Below are 18,776 nucleotides of genomic sequence, written 5' to 3' on the forward strand. Positions count from 1 at the left end.
TTCCGCAGGTTCGGCACCGAAACAGTCGGCCGCAAAGGGCCGAAACGAGGCCCGAAAAACCCGTCGTCGCCTAAGGGTATTGATGTATCTGCATAGAGTTTCTGCCGCCCGGCCCGCCCCGGTATGCAGGATTCGACAAGACAGAGGCCCTGCCCGGCAGCTACGATGCGCCTCGTTCTGATTTCAGCCGATTCGGCAAGACAAGGAAGGAAGTGATGATGCAGCGCGGAGTCCTGTACGGCGTTCTGGCCGGCGCCCTGTGGGGCATGGTGTTCCTGGTGCCCAGGCTGCTGGCCGATATCTCGCCGCTGGTGCTCAGCGCCGGGCGCTACACCATGTACGGGCTGGTTTCGGCGCTGGTGGCGCTGCCAACGGCGCGCTCGCTGCTGGCCCGGCTCACGCGCGCCGACCTGGTCGCCCTGGTGCAGCTCGCGATCGTCGGCAACCTCGGCTACTACATGCTGCTGTCCAGCGCCGTGCACCTGATCGGCATCGCCCCCACCTCGCTGATCGTCGGCGTGCTGCCCGTCACGGTCACCTTCGCCGGCCTGCGCGACGCCGACGCGGTGCCGCTGCGCCGGCTCGCGCTGCCGCTCGCCCTGGTCGCCGCCGGCATCGCCGCGATCAATATCGACCTGTTCACCTCGAGCGCGGCCCAGGCCACCTCCGCCTTCGACAAGCTGGCCGGCATCGCCTGCGCCACCGGCGCGCTGGCGAGCTGGACCTGGTACGCGGTGGCGAACGCGCGCTACCTGCGGCGCCATCATCATTTCGACGGCAACGAATGGTCGGCGCTGTGGGGGATCGTGACGGGGCTGGTCGGCGCGCTGGCCTGGCTGGTGCTGGCCGTGCTGCCGGCCGGCAGCGTCTCGATGCCCGCCGCGGGCGGCTGGCCGCTGTTCTGGCTGCTCAATCTCGGCCTGGCGATCGGCGCGTCCTGGCTCGGCAATGGTCTGTGGAATGCGGCCTCCAAGCGCTTGCCGCTCACGCTGACGGGCCAGTTGATCGTGTTCGAGACGGTCTTCGCGATGCTGTATGGCTTCGTGTTCGAGGCGCGCCTGCCGCGCGGGCTGGAAATCGCCGCGCTGGCGCTGCTGCTGGCCGGCGTTTATGGCGCGGTGCGCCAGCATGGCGATACCGCGCCGCCGCCGGCCGGTCCGGGCAGCCCGGATCTGGAGCAGCAGCCGGACGTAGCACGCCGGCCGGCGCATTAAAACGCCGGCGGCAGCCAGGTCAAGAAATCGGGACAGGATGATGGCGGCGGAAGGACGGTGCCGCGCCCATGCGCGAACCGGCTCCCGCCGGACGGGATCGCGCCGCGCAGTCGCCAAACGCCGCGCGGCCACCGTGCGTCGTGCCCAAGGCGCGCGCGTCGCTCAGCTCAGCTCAGCGCGAATCCTTGGGCAGCCACTTGCGGCCCTCGACCGAGCCTTCGCGGCGGGTCTTGTCGACGCGGCGCTGGCGCGCCGCCTTCGGGTCGACGATCAGCGGCCGGTAGATCTCGACGCGATCGCCCTCGTGCAGCGGCGCGTCGAGCGGCGCGAGCTTGCCGAACACGCCCGTCTTGGCCACCGAGATGTCGATGTCGGGATGCAGCCCGACGATCCCGCTCGCCTCGATCGCGTCGCGCACCGTGGCGCTGTCCGGCAATTCCACGTCGAGCAGCGTCTGGCAGGACGAAAGCGCGTAACACACCTGGACACGCAGCATGATCAGCCCTTGCCGTAGCGCTGGTCCGCGCGCTTCACGAACGAATCGACGAAGGTGTTGGCGATATGGCTGAACACCGGGCCGATGATCTTTTCGAGGATCACGCTGGTGAATTCGTAGTGCAGCGCGAACTCGATCTTGCAGGCATCGGCGCGCAGCGGCGTGAAGCGCCAGTAGCCCGTGAACTTCTTGAACGGGCCGTCGGCGAACTCCATGTCGATCCGGTGCGGCCGCTCCTGGGTGTTGCGGGTCGCGAAGTGCTGCCGGATGCCCTTGAAGTTGATGTCGATCCGCGCCTCCATGCCGGTCTCGTCCTGACGCCGGATCTCGATGCCGCCGCACCAGGGCAGGAAGTTCGGGTAGTCGGCCACGTCGGTCACGAGGTCGAACATCTGTTCCGCCGAATGGCGGATCAATACGGTTTTGTGGACATCTGCCATAAATCTCGCGGCATCAAGAGTGGGGGCCGAGCCGGGCCAACTGCGCCCCGCTTTGCTAAAATCGCGATTTTAAACGAGTTGGCCAATTCCTTTCATGAGCATCATAGACAACAGAAAGGCATTCTTCGATTACCACATCGAGGAACGCTACGAAGCCGGGCTCGTGCTGGAGGGATGGGAGGTCAAGGCCCTGCGCGCCGGCCGCGGCCAGATCAAGGAAGGCTATGTGATCGTCAAGAACGCCGAGATCTTCCTGATCGGCACCCACATCAGCCCGCTGCCCGAGGCTTCGACCCACATCAAGCCCGATCCGGTACGCACGCGCAAATTACTGCTGCACCGTGAGGAGATCAAGAAGCTGATCGGCAAGGTCGAGCAGCGCGGCTACACGCTGGTGCCGCTGAACTTCCACTACAAGGGCGGCCGCGTCAAATGCGAGATCGGCCTGGCCAAGGGCAAGAAGCTGCACGACAAGCGCGAAACCGAGAAAAAGCGCGACTGGGAACGCGAGAAGGCGCGCATCATGCGCGACGGCGCCCGCAGCTGAACGCCCCGCGCCACCCGCTCCATCAGCCCCGCAACGACAAATGGCCCGCGCATGCGGGCCATTTTCTTGGATCAGACGAATCGGGCGGCCGAGGCCGCCCGAATTACCGCCGGCAGGCGCCGCGGCTTAAACCTTGGGAGCCGGCGTCGCGCCGCCGCGCTTGACGATGCTGAGCGCCGAAGCAATCGCCGTGCTCAGGTCGGACAGGTTCGACGGCACGATCAGCGTATTGCCCTGCTTGGCGAGATTGCCGAAAGCGCTCACGTACTGCTCGGCCACCTTCAGGTTCACGGCATCCATGCCGCCCTGCGACTGGATCGCCTGCGCGATCTTCTGGATCGCCTGCGCATTGGCCTCGGCCACCGCCAGGATCGCGGCGGCCTCGCCCTGCGCCTGGTTGATGGCGGCCTGGCGCTCACCTTCCGACTTCTGGATCGCCGATTCGCGCGCGCCCACCGCGATATTGATCTGCTCCTGCTTGCGCCCTTCCGAGGCGGCGATCAGGGCGCGCTTCTCGCGCTCGGCCGTGATCTGGGCCTGCATCGCGTGGAGAATCTCCTTGGGCGGCGTCAAGTCCTTGATCTCGTAGCGCAGCACCTTGACGCCCCAGTTCGAGGCCGCCTCGTCGAGCGCCGAGACGATGCTGTGGTTGATGAAGTCGCGCTCCTCGAAGGTCTTGTCGAGTTCGAGCTTGCCGATCACCGAACGCAGCATGGTCTGCGAGAGCTGCGTGATCGCCAGGATGAAGTTGCTGGATCCGTAGGACGCCTTCATCGGATCGGTCACCTGGAAGTACAGCACGCCGTCCACCTGCAGCTGCGTGTTGTCGCGCGTGATGCAGATCTGGCTCGGCACGTCGAGCGGGATTTCCTTCAGCACGTGCCGGTAGGCGATACGGTCGACGAAGGGCAGCACGATGTTGAGGCCCGGCGACAGCGTGGCGTGGTAGCGGCCGAAGCGCTCCAGCACCCAGGCATGTTGTTGCGGCACGATCTTGACCGTCTTCGACAGCACGACGAACACGATGACGAGCAATACCGCCCAGAAAATCAGCGCATCCATGAACCAGCCTCCTTGTTTTGTTGGCAGATCGAAGTATCGCACCCGGCTCTCAGCCCCGGGACTTCGCGACCACGACCAGACAATTTCCCCGTAATGCGCGCACCTCGTAAAGCTGCGCATCGTCGCGCTCGCCGGCGGCGAGTTCGACATCCCAGTCGGCCCCGCGATACGACACGCGGGCCCGGCCGTCCTGCCAATGCTCGACCGTCAGCGTCGCGCCGATGTCGAGATTGATATCGGGATTGGCCGAGGCGTCGCGCTTTTGCCGGCTGCCCAGGCGCGAGCGCCGCAGCACCACCAGCAGGGCTACCGCGACCACCGCGGCCGCGGCGAGCTGCGCATGCGGCGCGCCGCCCGCCAGATGCACCAGGCCGCCGGCGACGAAGCCGATCGCCACCATCAGCAGGTAGAACGTGCCCGTCATCAGCTCGGCGACCACCAGCACTCCCACGCCGATCCACCAGATCAGTTGGCCTGACAGCATCGCGATCTCCCAAACGAAAACACCCCGGTAGCTACCGGGGTGTTTATAGCACAGAGACGTGCCCGAATCGGTGAGCGGCGACGATGTCGCGCCACCGATCTCAACGACGGCTTACTTCTGCGTGTTGGCCAGCGCCTGCCAGGTGTCGATCACCGTGTCGGGGTTCAGCGAGATCGACAGGATGCCTTCCTCGGTCAGCCATTGCGCGAAGTCCGGGTGATCGGACGGGCCCTGGCCGCAGATGCCGACGTACTTGTCGAGCTTGCGGCAGGTGTCGATCGCGCGCTTGAGCATGAACTTGACGGCCGGGTCGCGCTCGTCGAAGTCCACCGCCAGCAGCTCCATGCCCGAGTCGCGGTCCAGGCCCAGCGTGAGCTGGGTCAGGTCGTTCGAGCCGATCGAGAAGCCGTCGAAGTGCTCCAGGAACTGCTCGGCCAGGATCGCGTTCGAGGGCACCTCGCACATCATGATCAGGCGCAGGCCGTTCTCGCCGCGCTTCAGGCCGTACTTGGCCAGCAGGCCGACCACGCGCTCCGCCTGCTTCACGGTACGCACGAAGGGCACCATGATCTCGACGTTGGTCAGGCCCATCTCGTCGCGCACGCGCTTGAGCGCGAGGCATTCCATCTCGAAGGCCTGGGCGAAGTCGTCGGCGATGTAGCGCGAGGCGCCGCGGAAGCCCAGCATCGGGTTTTCCTCGTCCGGCTCGTAGCGCGAACCGCCGATCAGCTTCTTGTACTCGTTCGACTTGAAGTCGGACAGGCGCACGATCACGGGCTTCGGATAGAAGGCCGCGCCGATCGTGGCGATACCCTCGGTCAGCTTGTCGACGTAGAACGCACGCGGCGAGGCATGGCCGCGCGCGACGCTCTCGACCGCCTTCTTGAGGTCCGAATCGATGTTCGGGTACTCGAGGATCGCCTTCGGGTGCACGCCGATGTTGTTGTTGATGATGAACTCCAGGCGCGCCAGGCCGACACCGGCGTTCGGCAACTGCGAGAAGTCGAAGGCGAGCTGCGGGTTGCCCACGTTCATCATGATCTTGACCGGGATCGACGGCAGTTCGCCGCGCTGAACCTCGGTCACCTCGGTTTCGAGCAGGCCGTCGTAGATCTTGCCTTCGTCGCCCTCGGCGCAGGACACCGTGACCAGCGCACCGTCCTTGAGAATCTCGGTGGCGTCGCCGCAGCCGACCACGGCCGGCACGCCCAGCTCGCGCGCGATGATCGCCGCGTGGCAGGTCCGTCCGCCGCGATTCGTGACGATCGCCGAGGCGCGCTTCATCACCGGTTCCCAGTTCGGGTCGGTCATGTCGGCCACCAGCACGTCGCCGGGCTGCACACGTTCCATCTCGGACGGATCCTGGATCACGCGCACCGGGCCGGCGCCGATCTTCTGGCCGATCGCGCGGCCGGTGGCCAGCACCTGCGACTGCCCCTTGAGCTTGAAGCGCTGCTCGGCCTTGCCGCTGGCCTGGCTCTTCACGGTTTCCGGGCGCGCCTGCAGGATGAAGATCTTGCCGTCGCGGCCGTCCTTGCCCCACTCGATGTCCATCGGGCGCTGGTAGTGCTTCTCGATGATCACGGCGTAACGCGCCAGCTCGATCACATCCTCGTCGGTGATCGAGTAACGGTTGCGCTGCTCGCCCGGCACGTCGACCGTCTTGACGCGGCCCGGCTCGCCCGGCTGCGTGAACTCCATCTTGATCAGCTTGGAGCCGATCGAGCGGCGGATGATCGGGTACTTGTCCTGCGCGAGCGTGGTCTTGAAGACGTAGAACTCGTCCGGATTCACGGCGCCCTGCACCACGGTCTCGCCCAGGCCGTAGCTCGAGGTGACGAACACCGCGTCCTTGAAGCCCGATTCGGTGTCGATCGTGAACATCACGCCGGCCGCGCCCACGTCGGAGCGGACCATGCGCTGCACGCCGGCCGACAGCGCGACCTCGGCGTGCGTGAAGCCCTTGTGGACGCGATAGGAAATGGCGCGATCGTTGTAGAGCGAGGCGAACACGTGCTTCATGCGGTCGAGCACGTCCTCGATGCCCACCACGTTGAGGTAGGACTCCTGCTGGCCGGCGAACGAAGCGTCGGGAAGGTCTTCCGCGGTGGCCGAGGAGCGGACCGCGAACGACAGTTCCTCGGGCGAGCTCTGGCAGAGCACCACGAACTGTTCACGGATTTCGGCTTCGAGACGCGGCTGCAGCGGCGCGTCGACGATCCACTTGCGGATCTCCGCGCCCGCGACGGCGAGCGCCTTCACGTCGTCGATATCGAGCGACTCGAGGCGTTTCGCGATGCGTTCGGTGAGATCGTTGTGGGCGAGGAAGTCGCGGAAAGCCAGCGCCGTGGTCGCGAAACCCGTGGGTACGCGAACGCCAGCCTCGGAAAGCTGGCTGATCATCTCGCCAAGGGAAGCATTCTTGCCCCCGACGATCTCGACATCGGTCATCCGCAACTGCTCGAACGGGATTACATACGCCTGGTCCTTTGCGACGTTTGCTGCGTTAGTCATACAAGCCCCTAAGTGTGAAAAAAATTCACGATCGGGCGATTGGGCTCGGGCGCGGCCGCCTGTAAGAAGCGGTGGCGCGCATCGCACGACCTGTTGGATAAGCAGTCGCCATCACCGGCGCAGCTTGTAAAAATCCCGGCAGAAAGACGAAATAGCAGACAAATCGCCCTATTTGCCGGGAACTCAAGCCAGTCTCGGTAAAAAAGACGGGAACATGACGTCTTTTCGCAACGGCTTATCCAACAGGTTGGCCGCTATTCTACCCTGCCGGCCCGCCACTGTGACGAACCAGCGTCGATCACCGCCTCGAAGCCGGCCGGCGAGGCCGCGCCGGGGCGCAGGCGCGGCGCGGACGCCCTGCTAGAATGGCCGCTTCCGGCCCGCTCGAGGCCGCCACCGCGCCACGCACGTCTGCCCCGATTCTTCATGCTTCCTACCGTTTTCATCGTCTCCGACGGCACCGGGATCACCGCCGAAACCTTCGCGCATTCGATCCTGTCCCAGTTCGACCAGAAATTCCGGCACGTGCGCGTGCCCTTCGTCGACTCGCCTGACAAGGCCTACCTGACGGTGCAGAAGATCAACGACGCGGCGCAGCTCGAGGGCCGCCGGCCGATCGTGTTCACCACCCTGGTCGACAGCGAGTCCAATGAAATCGTCAAGCGCTCGAACGCGCTGGTGCTCGACATGTTCCAGCGCTTCGTCGAGCCGCTCGAGCAGGAACTGCAACTGAAGTCGACCCATGCGATGGGCCGCGGCCACCAGAACGCCGATACCGAGGAATACAAGACACGGATCGAGGCCATCAACTTCTCGCTCGCGCACGACGACGGCCAGTCCGACCGCAACCTGGCCGAGGCCGACGTGATCCTGGTGGGCGTGTCGCGCAGCGGCAAGACGCCGACCAGCCTCTACCTGGCGATGCAGTACGGCGTGAAGGCGGCGAACTATCCGCTGATCCCCGAGGATTTCGAGCGCGGCAAGCTGCCGGGCGAGCTCTCCAAGCATCGCGAAAAGCTGTTCGGGCTGTCGATCGACCCGCAGCGGTTGTCCGAGATCCGCAACGAGCGGCGCCCGGGCAGCAAGTACGCCTCGCCCGAGAACTGCCGCTACGAGATCAACGAGGCCGAGGCGATGATGCGCCGCGAAGGGATCAGTTGGCTGTCGTCGACGCACAAGTCGATCGAGGAAATCGCCACCACCATCCTGCAGGAAATCAAGCTCGATCGGCTCTCCTACTGAGCGCGCATAAGAAAGCGGCGACGCGATTCGCATCGCGCCGCCGTCTTGGTGATTCCCTTCCGGCCTTCCCGTTCAGCGCATCAACGCTTGCGTTGCTGCCGGCACTGCTCGAACAGGCAGACCGCCGCCGCGGCCGCCACGTTCAGCGACTCCATGCCGCCGGGCTGCGGGATCGTCACGCGCAAGCGCGCCGCCTCGCGCCAGGCAGCCGACACGCCCGCCCCTTCGTTGCCGAATACCCAGGCCACCGGCCCCTTCAGGTCGCAGTCGTCGATCGCCTGCGCGCCGTGCGAATCGGTCAGCGCGACCGGCACGTCCAGGCGCGGGATCAGCGCCTCGGCCTCGACGTCTTCATGGATATCGAGCAGGAAATGCGCGCCCATGCCCGAGCGCAGCACCTTCGAGGACCAGGCATAGGCGGTGCCGCGCATGCAGAACACCTGGCTCACGCCGGCCGCGGCCGCGCTGCGCAGGATCGAGCCGACATTGCCGGCATCCTGCACGCCGTCGAGCACCACGGCCGTGCGCGCGACGCGCGGCGGCAGCTCGGCGGCCGGCCGCTCGACCAGCAGCAGCATGCCGATGCCGTTGACCACGCTCGACAACTGGCCGAACAGCGCATCGGGCAGGGACACCACGCGCTGCGGCTCGACGCGCGCCACGATCGCCTGCGTCTCGTCATGCGAGAGCGCGCCGTCGGTGACCACGCAGAGTTCGGGCTGGCCGCGCGCATCGAGATAGGCCGAGGCGAGATGGAGACCTTCGAGCAGCGCCTGGGCGCCGCGGCGTTGCTGCTGCGTCGAGCCCGCCAGCGCCTTGAGGCGTTTGTAGAGCGGGTTGTCGCGCGAGGTAATCAGTTTCATCGTTCGATTCGGAGCGCTTCGCGCACCGGCGCGAAGGAGCGCCGATGATGCTCGCAGGGGCCGTGCTCGCGCAGCGCGGCCAGGTGCTTGGGCGTGCCGTAGCCGGCGTGGACGTCGAAGCCGTAATGCGGGAAGTTCGCGTGCAGGTCCACCAGCAGGCGGTCGCGCGTGACCTTGGCGATGATCGAGGCGGCCGAGATGCTCGGCACCAGCGCATCGCCACCGATGATCGCCTCGCTGCGGATGCCGAGCGTCGGGCAGCGGTTGCCGTCGATCTTGGCCAGCGTCGGCAGCAGCGACAGGCCTTCCACGGCACGGCGCATCGCCAGCATGGTCGCGTGGAGGATGTTGAGCGTGTCGATTTCCTCGACGCTGGCCGAGGCGACGCACCAGGCGCGCGAATGCGCGACGATCTCGTGATAGAGAAGCTCGCGCTTCTTCGCGCTGAGCGCCTTGGAATCGTCGAGACCGAGGATCGGCCGTGCCGGATCGAGGATCACCGCGGCCGCCACCACCGGGCCGGCCAGCGGCCCGCGCCCGGCTTCGTCGACGCCGCAGACGATCTCGCCCGGCGCGTCGAAGTCGAAGCCCGGCTGGTCGATCGCGATCACGGTTGCCGCCGCGCCGCGCGGCGTGCGGACGGCCTTCATGCGCGCGGCTTCCGGCTCGCCACCACGCGCTCGATGGCCTCGGCGGCGCGCGCCGCCGTGTTCTGCCGCAGCGACAGGTGCATCTCGGTGAAGATCTCGGTCAGCGTGCGGCGGTTCGCTTCGTCGCGCAGCTGCGTGAGCGTCGCGTCGGCCAGCGCCTCGGGCGTCGCGAAATGCTGCAGCAGCTCGGGCACCACGAAACGTCCGGCCAGGATGTTCGGCAGGCCGACATAGGGCAGATAACCCTGGCGGCGCATCACCTGCCCGGTCAGCCAGGGCACCTTGTACGAGATCACCATCGGCTTCTTCAGCAGCGCGGCTTCCAGCGTGACGGTGCCGCTCTTGACGAGAATCGCGTCGGCGGCCGTCATGGCCACCTGCGAGCGGCCTTCGGTCAGCGTCAGCGGCAACTGCGGATGGGCATCCACCAGCGGCTGCAGCAGCTCGCGCAACGCCGGCGTGGCAGCCGGCATCACGAAGCGCACGCCGGGCTCGCGCTTGTGCATCAGCGCCATCGCCGCGAAGAAGGTCGGCCCGATCAGCCCGATCTCGGAACGCCGGCTACCCGGCAGCACCGCGATCACGGGTCCGTTCTCGGGCAGGCCGAGGGCGATGCGCGCGCCGCGCGTATCGGGTTCGAGCGGGATGTCGTCGGCCAGCGGATGTCCCACGTAGGTCGAGGCCAGGCCCGATTTCTCGAGCAGGGCCGGTTCGAACGGGAACAGGCACAGCATGTGGTCGACCGACTTGACGATCTTCTTGATCCGGCCGCCGCGCCAGGCCCAGATCGAGGGGCAGACGAAATGCACGGTCGGGATGCCGGCTTCGCGCAGCGCGTGCTCGACGCCGAAATTGAAGTCGGGCGCGTCGATGCCGACGAACACGTCGGGCCGCTCGGCCAGCAATTGCCGTTTCAGCTCGCCGCGGATGCGCAGGATGCCGGGGATTTCCTTGAGCGCCTCGACATAGCCGCGCACGGTCAGCCGGTCCATCGGCCAGTGCGAGTCGAAGCCGGCGGCGATCATGCGCGGCCCGCCGATGCCGTAGTAATGCGCCGAACCGGGCAGGCGCGCATTCAGCCCGCCCAGCAGCGAGGCGCCGAGCAGATCGCCCGACGGCTCGCCGGCAACCAGCGCGAGCCGCAGCGGAGTCGAGGTCAGCGCCATCGCGTCAGCGGATGATGCCGCGTTGCGAGGCGTCGATGAAGGCGAGGAACTGCTGGAGCTCGGCCACGCCATCACCGCCCTTCCCGTCTTGCGCGCCCGCCTCGACCATCTCGCGCAGCTCCGCCTTGGCCTCGTCGAGCGTCTTGCCGCTCTTGTAGACCACGCGGTAGGCGCTGCGCAGCACGCTGATCGCCTCGGCCGAGAAGCCGCGGCGACGCAGGCCCTCGACGTTGATGCCATGCGGCACGGCCTTGTTGCCGGCCGAGATCACGAACGGCGGCACGTCCTGGACCAGCGCCGAGGCGCCACCCAGCATCGAGTGCGCGCCGATCCGCACGAACTGGTGCACGCCCGACATGCCGCCGACGATGGCCCAGTCGCCGATCTCGACGTGCCCCGCCATCTGCGCGTTGCTCGACAGGATCACGTGATTGCCGACCCGGCAGTCGTGGCCGATGTGGACATAGGCCATGATCCAGTTGTCGTCGCCAAGCGTGGTCACGCCGGCGTCCTGCACGGTGCCGGTGTGGATCGTGGTGAATTCGCGGATCGTGTTGCGATCGCCGATCACGAGCCGGGTGGGCTCGTCCTTGTACTTCATGTCCTGCGGACGGCCGCCGACCGACGCGTAATGGCCGATGCGATTGTCCTCGCCGATCGTGGTGTGTCCCTCGATCACGCTGTGCGAACCGATGGTGGTGCGCGCGCCGATCGTGACGTGCGGGCCGACGATCGCGTACGGGCCGATCTCGACGCTCTCGTCGATCTGCGCGCCCGGCTCGATCACGGCCGTGGAATGGATCCTGCTCATGCGCGGTTGCCTCTCTTGGTCAGTCCTGCCTCGGTGGTGATGGCGCGCGGCGCTCAGGGCGCGGCGTCAGCCGACTTCACCGTGCACATCAGTTCGGCCTCGGCGGCCACCTTGCCGTCGACCTCGGCGGTCGCCTTGAACTTCCAGATGCCGCGGATGTAGCGCTCGAACTTCACGTTCAGGATCAACTGGTCGCCCGGCTCGACCACGCGCTTGAAGCGCGCGCCGTCGATGCCGACGAAGTAGTACAGCGACTTGCCCGGATCCTTCGGCTGTTCCTCGCTGAAGGTCAAGAGCGCCGCGGCCTGCGCCAGCGCCTCGATGATCAGCACGCCCGGCATCACCGGGCGCTGCGGGAAATGCCCCTGGAAGAACGGCTCGTTGATGGTCACGTTCTTCAGGGCTTTGATGCTTTCGTGCGGGGTGAGTTCGAGCACGCGGTCGACGAGCAGAATCGGATAACGATGCGGCAGCAGCGTGAGGATCTTGTGGATGTCGAAATTGATTTGTTCGATGCTCATGATGGTTCGTCTCACGCAATGCTGCGCGGTGGTGACTGCAAATGCTGATAGGGGCCGCCCCAGGCGGCGCGGCCCTCTCTGACTCGCGCGCGGGCTGCTGGCCTCAGCCGCCCGTCGCGCCCGATTCGACCTTCAGTCCTGCGCGGGTCCGTCGTTGCGCGCGGCCAGCGCGGTCTCGAGCGAACGGATGCGGTCGCGCAGCTTGTCGAGATTGCGCACGAGCGCCGCGCTGCGGTTCCAGTCGCCGTGCTCGACGGCCGGGAACGCGCTCGTGTACATGCCGGCCTTCGGCAGCGACTTCGACACGCCCGACTGCGCCGTGACGATCACGTAGTCGCCGAGCGTGACGTGGCCGGCGACGCCGACCGCGCCGCCGATCATGCAATGGCGGCCGATGTTGGTGCTGCCCGCGATGCCGGCGCAACCGGCGATCACGGTATAGGCGCCGATCCGGCAGTTGTGGGCGATCTGCACCAGGTTGTCGATCTTCACGCACTCCTCGATGACCGTATCGGCCATCGCGCCGCGATCGATCGTGGTGTTCGCGCCGATCTCGACGTCGGGGCCGATCTTCACGCCGCCGACCTGCGGAATCTTGACCCAGGTGCCGGTACGCGCCTCGCCCTCGCCGACGAAGTCGGGGGCGAAGCCGAAGCCGTCGGAGCCGATCACGGCGCCCGAATGCACGATCGCGCGCACGCCGATATCGCAGCCGTGATAGACGACCACGTTCGGGTACAGGCGGGAGCCTTCGCCGATCTTCGTGCCGGCGCCCACGAACACGTTGGCGTCCAGGCGCACGCCCTCGCCGATCACCGCGCCGGCCTCGACCGTCACGTTCGGGCCGATCACGGCGCTGGCCGCGACCTGCGCCGAAGGATCGACGGTCGCGCTAGGATGCACGCCCGAAGGCCGCCTGGGCGCGGCCAGGTCGATGAACATCTGCGCGACGCGCGCGAAATAGGCGTAGGGATTCGGGGTGAGGATGAAGTTGCGGCCCTCGGCGGCCGCGCCGAGCTTCTCCAGGTCGCGCGGCGCGATCAGCACGGCGCCGGCGCGGGTGGTCTCGACCTGGGACAGGTACTTGGGATTGGCGAGGAAGGCGAGCTGATTCGGGCCGGCCTGGTCCAGCGGCGCGAGGCCGCCAACCTGGCACTGCGGATCCCCGGCGATATCCCCGCCGAATCGTTTGGCGAGTTCGTCTAGCGTCAATGCCATGCGCGCTCCCTCAGTTCAGCGAACCGGTGGGCGAGGCCAGCGCCTTCAGCACCTTGTCGGTGATATCGATGCGCGGGCTGACATACACCGCTTCCTGCACGATCAGGTCGTAGTTCTGCTGCTCGGCGATCTGCTTGATCACCTTGTTGGCCTTGTCCAGCACCGCGGCGAGCTCCTCGTTGCGGCGCTGGTTGAGGTCCTCGCGGAACTCGCGCTGCTTGCGCTGGAAGTCGGTGTCGAGCTGGGCCAGGTCGCGCTGCTTTTGCGCACGATCGGCGGCCGACAGCGACTGGCCGTTCTTGTCGAGCGAATCCGACATCGACTTGAGGCGCGCGGCCATGTCCTGCAGGTCCTTGTCGCGCTTCGCGAACTCGGCTTCGAGTTTGGTCTGCGCGGCCTTGGCCGGCGCGGACTCGCGGAGGATCCGGTCGGAATTGACCGCCGCGATCCGAGCGACGTCCTGTGCCTGGGCGGCCGTCGCGCCGAGCGCGGCGGACAGCGCCAACGCGCACATCACTCGTTTCGAAAACTTACCGGTTAGCAAAATTACCCTCTCGATGCGTTTGGTGTTGCGGTTCCGATCAGAACGCGGTCCCGATCTGGAACTGGAATTTCTGGTACTGGTCGCCTTCGTGCTTCTGCAGCGGGAAACCGAGGCTCAGCTTGAGCGGGCCGATCGGCGAGATCCAGGCCAGACCCACGCCGTAGCCGTAGCGCAGGCCGTTCGCGCCGGTGCTGGTGCCGCCCGGCGCGTTGCCCCAGACGTTACCGCCGTCGAAGAATGTGAACACGCGCAGCGTACGGTCGTAGCCGGTGCCCGGCAGCGGGAAGGTCAGCTCGATGTTGCCGACCACCATCTTCGAACCGCCGATCGGATCGTTGGTCTTCGAGTCGCGCGGGCCGAGCGAGCTCGGTTCATAGCCACGCACCGAGCCGATACCGCCCGCGTAGTAGTTCTTGAAGATCGGGTAGGCATTGCCGATACCGTTGCCGTAGCCGCCCTGGAAGTTCAGGCCCAGGATGAAGCCGCGCGCGAACGAGTAGTAGTACTGCGCCTGCACGTCCATCTTGTAGTACTGGATCTTGTCCACCGGCGCGCCGTATTCGGCATTGGCCTGGGTGAAGTAGCCGCGGCTCGGGATCAGCGCGCTGTCACGCGCGTCGCGCGACCAGCCGATGGTCAGCGGCACCGAGTTCGACACGCGGCCGAACTGCTGCACGTAATCCTGGTAGCTCTGCGGCGTATCCGCGTCGACATCGAGGCGGTTCTGCTCGAAGCCCACGCCGAAGAACACCGTGTCGACTTCCGAGAACGGAATGCCGAACTTCATGTCACCGCCGGCCGTGATGATCCGGAAGCTCGAATTGGTCGAGTAGTACAGCGGCTGGTAGGTGCGGTAGAACACGTCGGTGATCCGCTTGATGCCGTCCACCGTGAAATACGGGTCGACCTGCGTGACCGTCAGCGTGCGGTAGCTGCGCGCCGTGTTGACGTTCACCGACAGGCTGGTGCCGGAACCGAACACGTTGTCCTGCGAGATACCGGCCGACAGCACCACCTTGTCGGTCGAGGAGAAACCCGCGCCCAGCGTGATCGCGCCGGTCGGCTTCTCGGTGACCTTCACGTTCACGTCGACCTGGTCGCTGGTGCCTTCCACCGGCACCGTGGTGACGTCCACGTCGGTGAAGTAGCCCAGGCGGTTGACGCGATCCTTGGACAGCGCGAGGCGGCTCGAATCGAACCACGAGCTCTCGAGTTGGCGCATTTCACGGCGCACCACCTCGTCGCGCGTGCGGGTATTGCCGACCACGTTGATGCGGCGCACGTAGACGCGGCGGCTCGGATCGACCACCAGCGTCAAGGCCACCTTGTGCGAGGCCTGGTCGATGTTCGGCTGGGCGTTGACGGTCGCGAAGGCGTAGCCGTATTCGCCGAGCTTGTCGACGATCGCCTTGGTGGTGGCCTGCAGCTTCTCGGCCGAGAACCGCTCGCCGGCCTTGATCTTGACCAGCTTCTGCAGCTCGGCCTGGCGATCCAGCAGGTTGCCCGACAGCTGGATGCTCGAGATCGTGTACGGCTCACCTTCGTGCAGGGTGAGCGTCAGGTACATGTCCTTCTTGTCGGGAGAGATCGAGACCTGGGTCGAATCGATGTTGAATTCGAGGTAGCCGCGATTCAGATAGTACGAACGGACGTTTTCCAGGTCGCCGGTGAGCTTTTCCTTCGAGTACAGGTCGTTCTTGGTGTACCAGGAGAACCAGTTCGGCGTCGACAGCTGCATCTCGTTGCGCAGCGTGCTGGTGCTGAAGGTCTTGTTGCCGATGAAGTTGATCTGGCGGATCTTGGCGCTCGGGCCTTCGGCCACCGAGAACAGGATCGAGACGCGATTGGCGTCGACCGGCGTGACGGTAGTGGTGACCTCGGCGGCGTAGTAGCCGCGCGTGAGGTACTGGCGCTTCAGTTCCTGCTCGGCCTTGTCGACCAGCGACTTGTCGTAGTAGCGGCCTTGCGACAGGCCGACCGCGCGCAGCGCCTTGGTCAGGTTGTCCTTGTCGAATTCCTTGATGCCGGTGAAGTCGATCGACGAGATCGCCGGACGCTCCTGCACCTGCACGATCACCACGTTGCCTTCGGTGGCGATCTTCACGTCATTGAAGAAGCCCGTCGCGTAGAGCGCGCGGATTGCTTCGGATGCCTTGTCGTCCGTGAAGGTGTCGCCCTGCTTGATCGGCAGGTAGGCGAACACGGAACCGGCTTCGACACGCTGCAAGCCCTCGATCTTGATATCCTGCACGACGAACGGCGACGTCGCGTGGGCTGCGAGTCCGTGCACGGCGAGCGCCGCGGCGGCTACAGTCTTGGGTACGAAGCGATGAGGTTTGAACAACGTGCATCCCCAGTATTTAAGCTTGCATCAGATCCGGCGACGGCCCTCGCAGCCATCGCCCGACGCTTCAAGAATGGATTAAACGAGACAGATCGTTGAACAGCGCGATCGCCGACAGCGCGACGATGCAGATCAACCCCGCTCTTTGCAGAATCAGTTGCCAGCGCTCCGAAACGGCCTTCCCGGTCGCGGCTTCAACCAGATAATATAACAGATGCCCCCCATCCAAAACCGGAATCGGCAGCAAGTTCAGCACACCGAGACTGATGCTGACCAGCGCCAGAAAGGACAGGAAGGCTGATAATCCGAGCCGCGCGCTCTTGCCTGCGTAGTCGGCGATCGTCACCGGCCCCGACAGGTTCTTCAGCGACGCCTCCCCGGTCAGCATCCGCCCGAACATCTTCAGCGAGTACACCGAAATGCCCCAGGTACGGCGCACGCCCAGCTCGGCGCTCTCGAGCAGGCCGTAGCGCACGTCCACGGTGGGCGTGTGCATCGCCAGCGCCGCGCCGATCCGGCCGACCTGCGCGCCGTTCGCGCCGGGCGTGGCATCGCGCTCGGCATGCGGCACGATGCTCAGCGTGCGCTCGACGCCGCCGCGCGAGATCCGCAGCGCGAGCGGACGGCCCGCATGCGACTTGATGGTGTCGATGAAGCGGCCCGAGCCGATCACCGGCTTGCCGTCGAGCGCAACGATGCGGTCGCCCGGCTGCAGCCCGGCCTGCTCGGCCGCGCTGCCCGGCGTGACCGCCGAGATCGACAGCGCCCCGCCGCCGGGCTCGAAGCCGAGCTTCGACATGTAGTCGTCGTCGGCCGAGCGTTGGTCGAAGCCGCTCAGGTCGACGCGGAAATCGTAGGTCGCCCCGCCGGTGCGGCCGCCCAGGATCACCTGGCGATGGTCGATGGTCGCGCCGAGCAGCTTCCAGCGCAGGTCCGACCAGGAGCGCACCGGCTCGGCCGCGCCGCCCTGCGCGTCGCGGATCGAGACGATGGTTTCGCCGCCGTCGAAGCCGGCGCGCGCGGCCACCGTGTCGGCGGCCGGCGCCGCGACCACCGCCGCCGGCTCGGTCACGCCGGTGGCGAACACCGTGGAGAACAGCAGGATCGCGAGCAGGAAGTTGGCGATCGGCCCGGCCGCGACGATCGCGATGCGCTTCCACACCGACTGGCGGTTGAAGGCCTGGGGCAGGTCGGCCGGCGCGATGCCCCCGGGGCCCGGATCGCGCTCGTCGAGCATCTTCACGTAGCCGCCCAGCGGCAGCGCCGACAGCGTCCATTCGGTGCCGGTGCGACGACTGGTGTGCCGCATCAGCACCGTGCCGAAGCCGATCGAGAAACGCAGCACCTTCACGCCGCACAGGCGCGCGATGCTGTAATGCCCGTATTCGTGGACGACGACCAGCACGCCGATCGCCACTGCAAACGCTACCAGCTCGATCAGCACGTTCATGCGCCCCTCTCGCTCAGGCTACGCGCTCCGCGCGCGGAACAGGCAGTTTCGCGATCACCGCGGCGGCCTCGCGGCGCGCCTCGGCATCGGCCGCCAGCACGTCGTCGAGACCGTCCGGCTCGCGATTCATCAGATGATTGAGCACCGCATCGACCGTGCTCGCGATATCCATGAAGCCGATCCGGCGCTCCAGGAAGGCCTCCACTGCCAGCTCATTGGCGGCGTTGAGCACCGTGCTGGCCACCCCGCCCGCATCGAGCGCCTGGATCGCCAGGGCCAGGCAGGGGAAGCGCTGGAAGTCAGGCTTCTCGAAGTTCAGGGTGGCGACCTGGGCCAGGTCGAGCTGGGCGACGCCGGCATCGACGCGCTCCGGGAAGGCCAGCGCATGCGCGATCGGCGTGCGCATGTCGGGGTTGCCCAGTTGCGCGAGCACCGAGCCGTCCTTGTACGAGACCAGCGAATGGATCACGCTCTGCGGATGGATCAGCACCTCGATGCGCTGGCTCGGCAAGCCGAAGATCCAGTGCGCCTCGATCACCTCCAGGCCCTTGTTCATCATGGTGGCCGAATCCACCGAGATCTTGCGGCCCATCGACCAGTTCGGGTGCTTGCAGGCCTCGTCCGGCGTGACGTCGACCAGGGTGGCCGGCTCGCGGGTGCGGAACGGGCCGCCCGAGGCGGTCACGATGATCTTGGCGATGCCGCCGTGCTCGGCGATGTCGCGCGGCATGCACTGGAAGATCGCGTTGTGCTCGCTGTCGACCGGCAGCAGGATCGCACCATGGTCGCGCACCGCGTCCATGAAGATCGAGCCCGACATCACCAGCGATTCCTTGTTGGCAAGCAGGATGCGCTTGCCGGCGCGCGCGGCGGCCAGGCTCGAGGCCAGGCCGGCGGCGCCAACGATCGCGGCGACCACCGTATCGCAGCCGTCGGCCCGGGCGATCTCGACCAGCGCGTCCGGGCCGTGGGCGACCTGGGTACGGCAACCGGCCGCGCGCAGCTTGGCCTCGACCGCGGCGGCGGTTTCCGCCGAGCCGACCACGGCCACTTCGGGCCGGAACTTCAGGCACTGCTCGACGAGCTTGTCGCCGTTGCGGTGCGCGCTCAGCGCATAGATCGAGAAGCGGTCCGGGTGACGCGCGACGACGTCGAGCGTGCTGTCTCCGATCGAGCCCGTCGAGCCCAGGATAGTCAGGCGTTTTTGCAT

Annotated in this window: 18 protein-coding genes; 3 read left to right on the forward strand and 15 right to left on the reverse strand. The window is 66.5% G+C overall.

What is annotated here, in order from left to right:
• Window positions 1-218 precede the first annotated feature (218 nt).
• Window positions 219-1,214, forward strand: coding sequence for a DMT family transporter (locus FB600_RS24870; protein WP_096750562.1), 996 nt, complete (start codon window positions 219-221; stop codon window positions 1,212-1,214).
• Between the two features lie 172 nt (window positions 1,215-1,386).
• Here FB600_RS24870 and FB600_RS24875 read toward each other — a convergent pair whose 3' ends face one another.
• Both FB600_RS24875 and FB600_RS24880 read right to left on the reverse strand, forming a co-directional pair.
• The gene (locus tag FB600_RS24875) at window positions 1,387-1,710 is read right to left on the reverse strand and encodes an RnfH family protein (RefSeq protein WP_025096643.1); all 324 of its coding nucleotides are present in this window, start codon (window positions 1,708-1,710) and stop codon (window positions 1,387-1,389) included.
• Window positions 1,711-1,712: 2 nt separating this feature from the next.
• Window positions 1,713-2,150 carry a type II toxin-antitoxin system RatA family toxin gene (locus FB600_RS24880; RefSeq protein ID WP_013698494.1) on the reverse strand — a complete coding sequence of 146 codons (438 nt, stop codon included), beginning with the start codon at window positions 2,148-2,150 and terminating at the stop codon, window positions 1,713-1,715.
• A 94-nt stretch (window positions 2,151-2,244) separates the two neighbouring features.
• On the opposite strand from FB600_RS24880, the gene smpB reads away from it, so the two are divergent.
• Entirely contained in the window at window positions 2,245-2,697 is a 453-nt protein-coding gene (gene smpB, locus FB600_RS24885; RefSeq protein WP_013698495.1) for an SsrA-binding protein SmpB, read from the forward strand.
• A 126-nt stretch (window positions 2,698-2,823) separates the two neighbouring features.
• Here the strand turns inward: smpB and FB600_RS24890 are convergent, their stop codons facing one another.
• From FB600_RS24890 to ppsA, 3 genes are all read right to left on the reverse strand, one after another.
• Window positions 2,824-3,759, reverse strand: coding sequence for an SPFH domain-containing protein (locus tag FB600_RS24890; protein ID WP_096748644.1), 936 nt, complete (start codon window positions 3,757-3,759; stop codon window positions 2,824-2,826).
• Window positions 3,760-3,808: 49 nt separating this feature from the next.
• Window positions 3,809-4,243 carry an NfeD family protein gene (locus tag FB600_RS24895; protein WP_096748643.1) on the reverse strand — a complete coding sequence of 145 codons (435 nt, stop codon included), beginning with the start codon at window positions 4,241-4,243 and terminating at the stop codon, window positions 3,809-3,811.
• Between the two features lie 111 nt (window positions 4,244-4,354).
• Window positions 4,355-6,757 (reverse strand): phosphoenolpyruvate synthase, encoded by a 2,403-nt coding sequence (gene ppsA, locus FB600_RS24900; RefSeq protein WP_096748642.1) that lies wholly within the window; start codon window positions 6,755-6,757, stop codon window positions 4,355-4,357.
• A 426-nt stretch (window positions 6,758-7,183) separates the two neighbouring features.
• Here ppsA and FB600_RS24905 point away from each other — a divergent pair, with 426 nt between their 5' ends.
• Complete coding sequence (locus tag FB600_RS24905) at window positions 7,184-7,999, forward strand: pyruvate, water dikinase regulatory protein (RefSeq protein ID WP_013698499.1); 816 nt, start codon at window positions 7,184-7,186, stop codon at window positions 7,997-7,999.
• Window positions 8,000-8,079: 80 nt separating this feature from the next.
• Here the strand turns inward: FB600_RS24905 and FB600_RS24910 are convergent, their stop codons facing one another.
• The 10 genes from FB600_RS24910 to FB600_RS24955 all read right to left on the reverse strand — a co-directional run bounded on the left by FB600_RS24910 (window position 8,080) and on the right by FB600_RS24955 (window position 18,776).
• Window positions 8,080-8,862, reverse strand: coding sequence for a TrmH family RNA methyltransferase (locus tag FB600_RS24910; protein ID WP_096748641.1), 783 nt, complete (start codon window positions 8,860-8,862; stop codon window positions 8,080-8,082).
• Entirely contained in the window at window positions 8,859-9,512 is a 654-nt protein-coding gene (rnhB, locus tag FB600_RS24915; RefSeq protein ID WP_186020922.1) for a ribonuclease HII, read from the reverse strand. Before rnhB ends, FB600_RS24910 begins: the two co-directional genes overlap by 4 nt.
• Window positions 9,509-10,678: a lipid-A-disaccharide synthase gene (gene lpxB / locus FB600_RS24920; RefSeq protein ID WP_096748640.1), complete on the reverse strand. Its 1,170-nt coding sequence runs from the start codon at window positions 10,676-10,678 to the stop codon at window positions 9,509-9,511. Before lpxB ends, rnhB begins: the two co-directional genes overlap by 4 nt.
• A 4-nt stretch (window positions 10,679-10,682) precedes the next feature.
• Window positions 10,683-11,489 (reverse strand): acyl-ACP--UDP-N-acetylglucosamine O-acyltransferase, encoded by an 807-nt coding sequence (gene lpxA / locus FB600_RS24925; RefSeq protein WP_036039774.1) that lies wholly within the window; start codon window positions 11,487-11,489, stop codon window positions 10,683-10,685.
• A 53-nt stretch (window positions 11,490-11,542) separates the two neighbouring features.
• Entirely contained in the window at window positions 11,543-12,010 is a 468-nt protein-coding gene (gene fabZ, locus FB600_RS24930) for a 3-hydroxyacyl-ACP dehydratase FabZ (protein ID WP_013698504.1), read from the reverse strand.
• A 132-nt stretch (window positions 12,011-12,142) separates the two neighbouring features.
• Window positions 12,143-13,228, reverse strand: a complete 1,086-nt coding sequence (gene lpxD / locus FB600_RS24935; RefSeq protein WP_145757518.1) for a UDP-3-O-(3-hydroxymyristoyl)glucosamine N-acyltransferase — start codon at window positions 13,226-13,228, stop codon at window positions 12,143-12,145.
• 10 nt (window positions 13,229-13,238) lie between these two features.
• Window positions 13,239-13,742 carry an OmpH family outer membrane protein gene (locus FB600_RS24940; RefSeq protein WP_029949180.1) on the reverse strand — a complete coding sequence of 168 codons (504 nt, stop codon included), beginning with the start codon at window positions 13,740-13,742 and terminating at the stop codon, window positions 13,239-13,241.
• A gap of 67 nt (window positions 13,743-13,809) precedes the next feature.
• Complete coding sequence (gene bamA, locus FB600_RS24945) at window positions 13,810-16,116, reverse strand: outer membrane protein assembly factor BamA (RefSeq protein ID WP_096748639.1); 2,307 nt, start codon at window positions 16,114-16,116, stop codon at window positions 13,810-13,812.
• Between the two features lie 67 nt (window positions 16,117-16,183).
• Window positions 16,184-17,566, reverse strand: coding sequence for an RIP metalloprotease RseP (gene rseP, locus FB600_RS24950; protein WP_096748638.1), 1,383 nt, complete (start codon window positions 17,564-17,566; stop codon window positions 16,184-16,186).
• 13 nt (window positions 17,567-17,579) lie between these two features.
• Complete coding sequence (locus FB600_RS24955) at window positions 17,580-18,776, reverse strand: 1-deoxy-D-xylulose-5-phosphate reductoisomerase (protein WP_098153898.1); 1,197 nt, start codon at window positions 18,774-18,776, stop codon at window positions 17,580-17,582.

The sequence above is a fragment of the Burkholderia sp. SJZ089 genome, assembly GCF_007828315.1.
Taxonomy (GTDB): Bacteria; Pseudomonadota; Gammaproteobacteria; order Burkholderiales; family Burkholderiaceae; genus Burkholderia; species Burkholderia gladioli.